Source organism: Paraburkholderia sp. LEh10 (assembly GCF_017814945.1).
Classification (GTDB): Bacteria; Pseudomonadota; Gammaproteobacteria; order Burkholderiales; family Burkholderiaceae; genus Paraburkholderia.
Genome location: NZ_JAGIPX010000134.1, coordinates 1 through 8,437, shown reverse-complemented (window position 1 = coordinate 8,437; position 8,437 = coordinate 1). Strand labels below are relative to the sequence as shown.

Genomic DNA, 8,437 nt, shown 5'->3' with positions numbered 1-8,437 from the left:
GTGCCGCCACCCAGGTCTTCCGCGCCCTTCAGGCCGAAGCGGCTGCCCGCCCACACGCCCGTGACCATCTTGAAGGCCGAGTGGCCGCCCGAGGTCGAGCCGAGCGTCGTCGAGCTCGACTGATAGCCGATGCCGTTATCGACGATGCCGTACAGCGTCACGCTGCTTTGCGCAAAGGCGGGTATCGTGGCCAGCATCGCCGCGCCGGCCAATGCCGCTTTGACTTCCGGGTAACGTCTTTTCATCTCCAAATCCTTTCTGTTTGAGTGTTATCGCGATGCTTCGCGTCGCCGCTCGACATCGCTTTGTTGGCGGCAACCGCACGGACAAACGGAGGCCGTCGCCGCCAGTGCTGCGTGGTATTGCGGAAAAACTGGAGTAAAGCGGGAAAAGCCGGGTGTTGCGCGGATCGCGACGGGCAACGGGCACTGCGAGGCCCGCGCGATTCTCTACTGCGCAAAGCGTTCTGGCGCCGCCTCGCCATTTCTGCGCTGCGCCTGTGCAGCGAGCCGCACGGGCGCATTGACGGCGCCGTATCCGTCATAGCCGCCCTTGCGCTGCACGACTTCCAGAAAGAAGCGGCCGTCCATTTGCTCGGTATAGACGTGGAAGAACTCACCGCCCTGCGCATCCCTGTCGTACAGAATGTGGGCGTCGCGCATCTTCGTCACCATGCCGGCAGCGAAATCGTAACGTGCCTCAAGGTCATCGTAATAGTTTGATGGGATCCGCAATAGCCGAACGTCGCGTGCGCGCAACTGTTCGACGGCGGCGAAGATCTCGTCGGTGACGAATGCCACATGATTCAGCCCTGTACCGCGATACGTGTGCAGCGATTGCGCCGTCGAAGTCCGTCCGTCTTCCGACGCGTTGAGAATGATCCGCACCGACCGGTCGGCGCTGCGCACCGCGCGGCTGCGCACCAGTCCGTAAGGGTCGGGAAGCAGCCAGGCCGGCTCGGCCTCGAAGCCGAACACGGCCTTGAAGTAAAGAATCCACGTATCGAGCGCATCGGCAGGCAGGTCGAGGCAGACGTGATCGATGCGTTCCAGGCCGCCCGGCGCGGACTGCGGCTGCGTGGCGTCATGCGCCGGCTGGGTCAGGACGAAGTCGGCCTCATAGAGCGTCGGCTCATCGGGCCGCGCGTCGACGAAGTAATGCAGGCTGCCGTCGGGCGCGCGCACGCTGGGCACGACGCGCTCGTTCGGACCGACGCGGCCCGAAAACGGCGCATAGCCGAACGAGGTCGCGCGTTCGAACACCCGCGCCGCATCGTCGACCTGAAACGCCGATGCGCACAGCGACAGCCCATGTCGGTGAAAGAACTCGCTCGCGAACGAATCGGTTTCCGCGTTCAGCACGATCGATGCGTCGCCTTGCTGATACAGCGTCACATCCTTCGACCGATGCCGCCCTGCCGCGTGAAACCCCGCCTCGGTGAAGCGTTGCGCAAGGCGCGGCGCGCTCGTCGAATCGACGGCGAACTCGATGAACTGGAAGCCCGAATGCGAAGGCGGCGCAGGCGGCGTGAACAGCGGCTGCGTGGCCTTCGAACCCTTGCGCTTCTGTGCGGCCTGCTCTTCGAGGTACAACAGCGAGCGATAGCCGTCCGCCGCCGTCGCGGCCGTCGGCGCGGCGCGAAAGCCATCGTTGAAGATCTCGAGCGAGAACGGGCCTTGATAGCCCGTCGCGAGCACGCGATCCGCGAAGCCCGCGACATCGAGGTCGCCCTGCCCGGGAAAGCACCGATAGTGGCGGCTCCACTCGAGCACGTCCATCTTTTGCAGCGGCGCGTCGGCGATCTGCACGAACGCGATCCGGTCGCCCGGAATGTCGGCGATGGAATCGATCGGGTCGTCGATCGATAGCGTATGAAAGCTGTCGAGAATGACTCCGAGGCTCGGATGATCGACGGCGTCCACGAGCCGCCATGCGTGCCGGTACGAATTCACATGCTTGCCCCACGCCAGCGCCTCGAAACCGACGCGCACGCCTTCGCGTTCGGCGAGCAACGCGAGCTGCCCGAGCTGGTCGACGATCAGCGCGTCGTCGGCGATCACGTTTGCGTTGACGTTGCTGCACACGAGCACGAGATCCGTGCCGAGCTCGTGCATCAGCTCGAACTTGCGTTGCGCGCGGTTCAGATTCTGCGCGAGCCGCTCCTTCGGGACGCCCTCGAAATCGCGGAACGGCTGAAACAGCATGATCTGCAGGCCGAGATCGGCGCAACGTTTGCGGATGTCGGCGGGCGAGCCGTCGAAATACAGCAGGTCGTTTTCGAAGATCTCGACGCCGTCGAAGCCTGCCGCGCGAATCGCGGCGAGCTTCTCGACGAGTGTGCCGCTAACCGACACGGTGGCAATGGAGCGAAGCATGGTATGGCTCGAGTGAGGAATCGTCTTTACACAGCGGGCCTGATCGCCAACATCTCGCGAGCCTGCTTCGCGGTCGCAACGGGACGGCCGTATTCGCCGCACAGCTTCGCCACGCGCTCGACGAGTTGCGCGTTGCTTTTTGCCAGCGTGTCCTTGTCCCAGCGCACATTGTCTTCGAGGCCCGTGCGGCAATGGCCGCCCATTTCAAGCGTCCAGTAGTTCACTTCGAGCTGATGGCGGCCGATGCCCGCCGCCGTCCACGTCGCGCTCGGCAGCAGCTTCTTCAGTTGCGCCACTTCGAATTCGAGGATCTCGCGGCGCGCAGGCAGCGCGTTCTTCACGCCCATCACGAACTGTACGTGCACAGGCTCTTTCAGCAGCCCTTGCTGAACGAGATCGACGGTGCTGTACAGCATCGCCAGATCGAAGATTTCGATTTCGGGCTTGACGTCGTAATCGAGCATCGTCTGTGCAAGGGTGCGCACGAAGTCGGGCGGATTCTCGTAGACGGTGGTCGGGAAGTTCACCGAGCCCGTCGCGAGCGACGCCATGTCGGGCCGCAAGTCGAGCATCGCCCCGCGCTGCTCGAACGACCGGCCGCGGCCGCCCGTCGAAAACTGGATGATGATGTCGGGGCAATGCTTGCGGATGCCTTCCTGCAGCGCGGCGAAGCTGTTGCGATCGGAGCTCGAACGCTCCTCTTCGTCGCGCACATGCAGGTGCACGAGTGTCGCGCCCGCTTCATACGCTTCGTGCGTGCTTTCGACCTGCTCTGGCACCGAGATCGGCACGGCCGGATTGTCTTTCTTGCGCGGCACGGAGCCCGTGATCGCGACGGAGATGATGCAAGGCTGATTCGTAGTGTCACTCATGGCAGAACCTTCTTCGATGAAACTCGTAATGCTGCGCGGCGCATTCGCTATACCTGTGCGTGCAGCGCGGCGTGTGGAACCCGGCAACGACTCAAGAACAGCCAGGCGTCGATGGGCGGGCAATGCTCCCCGCGACAGGAACGTTCGTTGATCGCACGCTCATGTGCGGCTAACGTGCGCTTCGCGGGTTTGCAGCAGGCGGGATGTTGTGACGGGCATACGGCGTCTCCGAGGTTTGTGGTGTCCGGGTGCGCAAGGGCAGCCATGTATTGATTCGATGCTATGAGGGAAATGCGCTTTGACCCAAGAACAAAACGCCGCTTTCGCGCGATAATCGCCCGCAGTAGTGCGCTAAACGCGCAGAACCAGGGTAAATGCTATGAACCGACCACCTTTGGACAAACGGGACTGGATTGCCGGGCTGGAGAAAGGCCTCGCCATTCTGGAGTCGTTCGACAGCGAGCACGCGCGCCTGACGCCGAGCCAGGCCGCGCAACTGACGGGCATGACGCGCACGGCCGCGCGTCGCTATCTGCTGACGCTCGAACACCTCGGCTACGTACATGGCGACGGCAAGCTGTACGGGCTGACGCCGCGCGTGTTGCGTGTGGGCTGGTCGTATTTCGATTCGGCCCGGCTGCCGAAGACGGTGCAGCCGTATCTGCAGCAATTGAGCGCAACGATTGGCGAATCGGTGTACGTGAGCGTGCTCGACGAGTGGGAACTGGTGTTCATCGCACGCAACGGGACCTCGCGCGTGATGACCACTGGTTTCGTGCTGGGTGCGCGCGTGCCCGCCCCGCTGACCTCGCCGGGCGTCGTGCTGCTCGCGTATCACCGCGATCAGGAAGCGATGCAGGCCTGGCTCAACGACACGCAGCTTGCGCCCTTCACGCCGCACACGGTCACGAACAAGACGGGCCTGCTCGAAAAGATCCGCCGCGCGCAGGCGGATGCTTTCGCCGTGATCGAGCAGCAACTCGATATCGGCGTGCGTGGCGTCGCCGTGCCGATGAAGAACCGCCACGGCGAGGTGGTCGCCGCGCTCAGCACGAATATGCCGATGGGTAAGGAATCGACGGACGCGGCGCTCAATCGTGTGTTGCGTCCGTTGCAGGAGTCGGCACTCGCGATGCTCAACGTCCTATAGTGAAGTGGATGGCCGTATCTGTAGCGAATGTAGGAGCGGATCATGCACCGTCGATTTGATGATCGCGCGGACGCGGGCCGTGCGCTCGCCGGGCTGCTTAAAAAGTACGCGCAGCGCAGCGATGTCGTCGTGCTCGGATTGCCGCGCGGCGGCGTGCCCGTTGCGTACGAAGTGGCCCGGGCGCTGGACGCGCCGCTCGATGTGCTCATCGTGCGCAAGCTCGGCGTGCCGTGGCAATGCGAACTCGCAATGGGTGCAATCGCGTCGGGCGATGCGCTGTATGTCGATGACGAGTTGATGCGCGAGACGGGCGTGTCGCAGCCTGAATTCGAGCGCGTGCTAGCGGACGAGAAGGTGCAGCTTGCGCGCCGCGAAGCGCTGTTTCGCGATCCGCAGCGTGCGAGTGTCGACGTGGCGGGACGCGTCGCGATCGTCGTCGACGACGGGCTCGCAACGGGCGCTTCGATGAAAGTGGCGGCGCGCGCGTTGCGCGCACGCGGTCCAGCGAAGATCGTCGCCGCGCTGCCTGTCGCGCCCCATGATGCCGAGGAGCGCATCGGCGGCGAGGTCGACGAACTGGTCTGCGTCGCTGCGCCGGAACTGTTCTTTAGCGTCAGCCAGTTTTACTCGGACTTCAGCGAAACCACCGACGACGATGTGCGCGCCATACTCGCACGCGCATCGTCGGCCAGCGGGCACGCCTGACGCGCATCGCGCGTGCGCTCGCGCCGACGAACGCGCAGCGCGAACGCCTGTAGATGCGCCCGCGTTGCCGCTGGCGTTGCTTTCAGGCGGCAGCAGCCGTCAGATGCAGCGGCAGATAGCCCTGCAGATAGTCTTCGAACTGCGCGCGCACTTCCGGGTGACGCAGTGCGAATTCGACCGTCGCCTTCAGATAGCCGAGCTTGCTGCCGCAATCGAAACGCGTGCCGAAGTAGCGATACGCGAGCACCTGCTCTTGCGCCAGCAGCGATTGCAGCGCGTCCGTCAGTTGCAGTTCGCCGCCCGCGCCGGGCTTCAACGCGCGAATGTGCTTGAAGATCGTCGGCATCAGCACATAGCGGCCGACCACGCCGAGATTCGACGGCGCCTTGTCAGGCGCCGGCTTTTCGACGATGCCCGACAGCTTGATCACATCCTCTTCCCACTCCTTGCCATCGACGACGCCATACGAGCGGCTCGCCTCGCGCGCAATGGTTTCCACGCCGACCACGGAGCTGTGATAGTGATTGAACACATCGACGAGTTGCTTCATCACGGGCTGTTCGCTATGCAGCAGGTCGTCGGCGAGGATGACCGCGAACGGGCTGTCACCGACCAGCTTTTCCGCGCACAGCACGGCATGGCCGAGCCCGAGCGCCTCGGCCTGACGCACATAGAAGCAGTCGACATTCGACGGCTTGATGCTGCGCACGAGCTCGAGCAACTGCTCCTTGCCGCGCGCTTCGAGTTCCGCCTCGATTTCATACGACTTGTCGAAATGATCTTCGATCGCCCGCTTGCTGCGACCCGTGACGAAGATCATTTCGGTGATGCCCGCCGCGATCGCTTCTTCGACCGCGTACTGGATCAGCGGCTTGTCGACGATGGGCAGCATTTCCTTCGGGCTCGCCTTCGTGGCGGGCAGAAAACGTGTGCCGAGACCCGCAACAGGAAAGACGGCTTTGGTGACTTTCAGCATGGTATGCATTTCCACTCGGTTGATTGAATGTATGCAATCGCCGTGAAAGACGGCGCATTGTCGTGCCCGATAAAGACTAGCGCAAAATTATTTGCCGGTTGCGGTAAACGACACTTAAATAATTCGGTTCCTTTTTGCAGCCTGTCGCGCTGATGCTCAATCGTGCTCGTCGAGTTGCGGCAACTTTTCGGCATTCATCCGGATGCGGCCGATGGGCTCGTTGCGCAACGCTTCGCGGTAGGCGGAGACGGCAACCAGCAGCAATAACACGGCGACCCCGGCGATCAAATGCAGGTTCATGACTTTACCTCGGTCAAAAAGTTTTCCCGCATCAACCTAACATGAAAAAAACGTCAAATAATTCACGCGATTTTTCGAATTGTTCGCGCGTTCATCAAATGGAAATGAATGTGCGGGATCAAATAATTCCAGTCATTTTTTATCGATTTTTTATCCGAGCTTTCACCTACGATAAGCACGCGGGCGCGTCGCGTTTTGAAAGGCGACGCGCCGTTTGTTCATCAACGACCAAGGACCGCGCATGAGCGATACTGCACTGGACGCCACTGGCTCGTCCCTGTCCTTAGCATCGGCGGCACGCAACGAGACGAGAGCCGCCGACAAGGAACACGTCATCGATGCAATGCGCGGATTCGCCGCGCTGCTGGTGGCGTATTTTCACTGCCGCCAGGTCGAGTGGATCGGCATGCAGAGCTTTCATCAGATCGTGGGCAAGCCGCACGATCTGAACTCGATCGTTGCGTACCTGACGCTGCCGATCGCGTGGGGCTCGGCGGGCGTGCCGATCTTTTTCGTCATCAGCGGCTATTGCATCCATCGCGGCGCCGCGCAGCGGTTGTTGAACGACTCCGCGTACCGGCTCGACGCGATGAACTTCTGGGCGCGGCGCTTTGCACGGATTTACCCGGTGCTGTTGGCCGCGCTGCTGCTCACGCTGGCGCTCGACTGGACCAGCCTGCACTTTCCGCCCGTCAGTCACAAGATTCTTGACATTGGGCCCCGGGCATTTTTCGTCAATCTGTTTTCGCTGCAAGGCGTGGCGGGCAAGACTTACGGCTCGAACGGCGCGCTCTGGACACTTTCTCTCGAAGTGCAGTTCTACGCGGTGTATCCGTTGCTGTTCGCGCTGCGCCGCAGGATTGGCATGATGCCGGTGCTGGGGATTGTCGCGCTGGTCAACGTCGCGTCCGTGTTTGTGTTCGAGCGGAACGACCTGCAGTTTTTCACGTCGTTCTGGTTCTCCTGGATGCTTGGGGCATGGATTGCCGAATTGCAGGTGAAGCGCGAAGTGCGAACACAGAGGCCGTGGATGATGTATGGCGCGGCCGTGCTCTTGACTGCTGGTGGCTGCGCCGCGTTTCGGTACGGACAGTATTTCGCCTTTCAGTTGTGGGCTTTGGGGTTTGCGTGCTACCTGCGCGAGGCGCTGAAGAGCCGACGTCAGAACGATACAGTTGTGATTCGTGTGCTGTCGCGTTTTGGGGACTTCAGTTTTTCGCTGTATTCGATTCACTTGCCGATATTTGTCCTCCTGTCGTCGGTGATGTTCCGGTCCGTGTTGCAAGTATCGATATTTCCGACTTTCGTGTTCATGGCTGTTGCGGTCGCTGTTGCGTGGGTTTTTTATCGGTGCGTCGAATTGCCTGCGATGAAATGGTCAGCGAGCTTTAGATCCTCCGGTGGGCGGTGATGATATTTCATCGGGCTTTCGCTGGCATCCGCGATAGCGGGTTGTTTTGCCGCTATCGCTGGCATCCGCGATTGCGCCTCGCGGCGCGGGCGTTGCCCCTGTGCGGGGCAGCACCTACTTTCTTTGCCGCGGCAAAGAAAGTAGGCAAAGAAAGCCGCTCACACCGCCAACCCTTGACCGTTAGCCACGGGCCCTCAACATCCCCTCACTTCGCATGGCAACGTGCTGTCCCACGTTCGTCGCTAGCGCACTGAGCGGCGCCTCATCCGCTTGATCACCCGCGATGCAAACCACGCCTCTCGATTATCCCGCGCCCTGTGCGGCAAACCTATGTAGGCCGTCGCGCCACAGAACACCTTCGCTGTGTGACGTCTCTGCACAGTTGGGGCGCTGCCCTGTGATGCGCGACGACCAACATAGGTTTGCCGCAAAAGGGCACTGAAACATCTGGCACGGGTAGTCGCTGTGCGAGCGCGTGAAGTGGGTGACGCATTCAATCAGCGCGTGGGCAACGGGCAAGTTCAGCATGCTGCCATGTGAAGTGCGGGGACGTTGCGAGCCCGTGGATAAAGGTCAAGGGTTGGCGGTGTGAGCGGCTTTCTTTGCTTACTTTCTTTGCCGCGGCAAAGAAAGTAAGTGCCGCCCCGC

General features: G+C 61.8%; 8 protein-coding genes. 3 read left to right on the top strand and 5 right to left on the bottom strand.

The annotated features are described in order from the left end of the window. From J8I87_RS42635 to J8I87_RS42625, 3 genes are all read right to left on the bottom strand, one after another. Nucleotides 1-245, bottom strand: a 245-nt coding sequence (locus J8I87_RS42635; protein ID WP_209938589.1) for a porin, incomplete at its 3' end; no start/stop codon positions are given. Between the two features lie 204 nt (nucleotides 246-449). Beyond that, nucleotides 450-2,375 (bottom strand): bifunctional sugar phosphate isomerase/epimerase/4-hydroxyphenylpyruvate dioxygenase family protein, encoded by a 1,926-nt coding sequence (locus tag J8I87_RS42630; RefSeq protein WP_209938588.1) that lies wholly within the window; start codon nucleotides 2,373-2,375, stop codon nucleotides 450-452. A 26-nt stretch (nucleotides 2,376-2,401) separates the two neighbouring features. Continuing rightward, nucleotides 2,402-3,247, bottom strand: coding sequence for a 3-keto-5-aminohexanoate cleavage protein (locus tag J8I87_RS42625; RefSeq protein WP_209938587.1), 846 nt, complete (start codon nucleotides 3,245-3,247; stop codon nucleotides 2,402-2,404). Between the two features lie 379 nt (nucleotides 3,248-3,626). Here J8I87_RS42625 and J8I87_RS42620 point away from each other — a divergent pair, with 379 nt between their 5' ends. Both J8I87_RS42620 and J8I87_RS42615 read left to right on the top strand, forming a co-directional pair. After that, complete coding sequence (locus tag J8I87_RS42620; RefSeq protein ID WP_209938586.1) at nucleotides 3,627-4,397, top strand: IclR family transcriptional regulator C-terminal domain-containing protein; 771 nt, start codon at nucleotides 3,627-3,629, stop codon at nucleotides 4,395-4,397. Nucleotides 4,398-4,439: 42 nt separating this feature from the next. Then, entirely contained in the window at nucleotides 4,440-5,102 is a 663-nt protein-coding gene (locus J8I87_RS42615; protein ID WP_209938585.1) for a phosphoribosyltransferase, read from the top strand. 82 nt (nucleotides 5,103-5,184) lie between these two features. Here J8I87_RS42615 and galU read toward each other — a convergent pair whose 3' ends face one another. Next, nucleotides 5,185-6,078 carry a UTP--glucose-1-phosphate uridylyltransferase GalU gene (gene galU, locus J8I87_RS42610; RefSeq protein ID WP_209938584.1) on the bottom strand — a complete coding sequence of 298 codons (894 nt, stop codon included), beginning with the start codon at nucleotides 6,076-6,078 and terminating at the stop codon, nucleotides 5,185-5,187. A gap of 156 nt (nucleotides 6,079-6,234) precedes the next feature. Then, the gene (locus J8I87_RS42605; protein ID WP_209938582.1) at nucleotides 6,235-6,378 is read right to left on the bottom strand and encodes a hypothetical protein; all 144 of its coding nucleotides are present in this window, start codon (nucleotides 6,376-6,378) and stop codon (nucleotides 6,235-6,237) included. Nucleotides 6,379-6,619: 241 nt separating this feature from the next. Between J8I87_RS42605 and J8I87_RS42600 the strand changes: the two genes are divergently transcribed. Continuing rightward, on the top strand, nucleotides 6,620-7,789 hold the full coding sequence (locus tag J8I87_RS42600; RefSeq protein ID WP_209938581.1) for an acyltransferase: 1,170 nt from the start codon (nucleotides 6,620-6,622) through the stop codon (nucleotides 7,787-7,789). The last annotated feature ends 648 nt before the right edge of the window (nucleotides 7,790-8,437 follow it).

Bases quoted from the DNA above. Each gene is read 5' to 3' on its own strand.
- J8I87_RS42625 (WP_209938587.1), bottom strand. From the start codon at position 3,247: ATGAGTGACACTACGAATCAGCCTTGCATCATCTCCGTCGCGATCACG.
- J8I87_RS42630 (WP_209938588.1), bottom strand. From the start codon at position 2,375: ATGCTTCGCTCCATTGCCACCGTGTCGGTTAGCGGCACACTCGTCGAG.
- J8I87_RS42605 (WP_209938582.1), bottom strand. From the start codon at position 6,378: ATGAACCTGCATTTGATCGCCGGGGTCGCCGTGTTATTGCTGCTGGTT.
- J8I87_RS42615 (WP_209938585.1), top strand. From the start codon at position 4,440: ATGCACCGTCGATTTGATGATCGCGCGGACGCGGGCCGTGCGCTCGCC.
- galU (WP_209938584.1), bottom strand. From the start codon at position 6,078: ATGCTGAAAGTCACCAAAGCCGTCTTTCCTGTTGCGGGTCTCGGCACA.
- J8I87_RS42600 (WP_209938581.1), top strand. From the start codon at position 6,620: ATGAGCGATACTGCACTGGACGCCACTGGCTCGTCCCTGTCCTTAGCA.
- J8I87_RS42620 (WP_209938586.1), top strand. From the start codon at position 3,627: ATGAACCGACCACCTTTGGACAAACGGGACTGGATTGCCGGGCTGGAG.